The 265-nt window shown below is 53.6% G+C and carries 1 protein-coding gene; it reads left to right on the top strand.

The annotated features are described in order from the left end of the window. Positions 1-80: 80 nt before the first annotated feature. The coding region (locus tag A3722_RS24865) for a hypothetical protein (protein WP_236627442.1) at positions 81-265 on the top strand (185 nt) is incomplete at its 3' end.

Below are 265 nucleotides of genomic sequence, written 5' to 3'. Positions count from 1 at the left end.
ATATTCCTACGATGAAGGCCCTGTTTTTGGCGGAAACGCGAGGTCGTCAGCGCAGCCTAAGAGATCACTTGGTCCGCCGAATGGAAACCTTAACAATCCTTGCAACCCAAATGCCTCTTCTCGCAAATGTTGGCCTCTCCATTGGGCCGCTTTTGATGTCCCTGGTCTTCAAGCTTGTCGATCTACCTCGTTTTGATCGCATCGGGTTGCATGCACGCATGCGCGCCGCAGGATCACAACTGCTCAAGTCCGGTCAGCCTCTACC

This window comes from Sulfitobacter sp. HI0027, from assembly GCF_001634775.1.
Classification (GTDB): Bacteria; Pseudomonadota; Alphaproteobacteria; order Rhodobacterales; family Rhodobacteraceae; genus Sulfitobacter.
The sequence above is the reverse complement of the archived record's forward strand: the minus strand, read 5'-3'. Positions and strand labels throughout refer to the sequence as shown.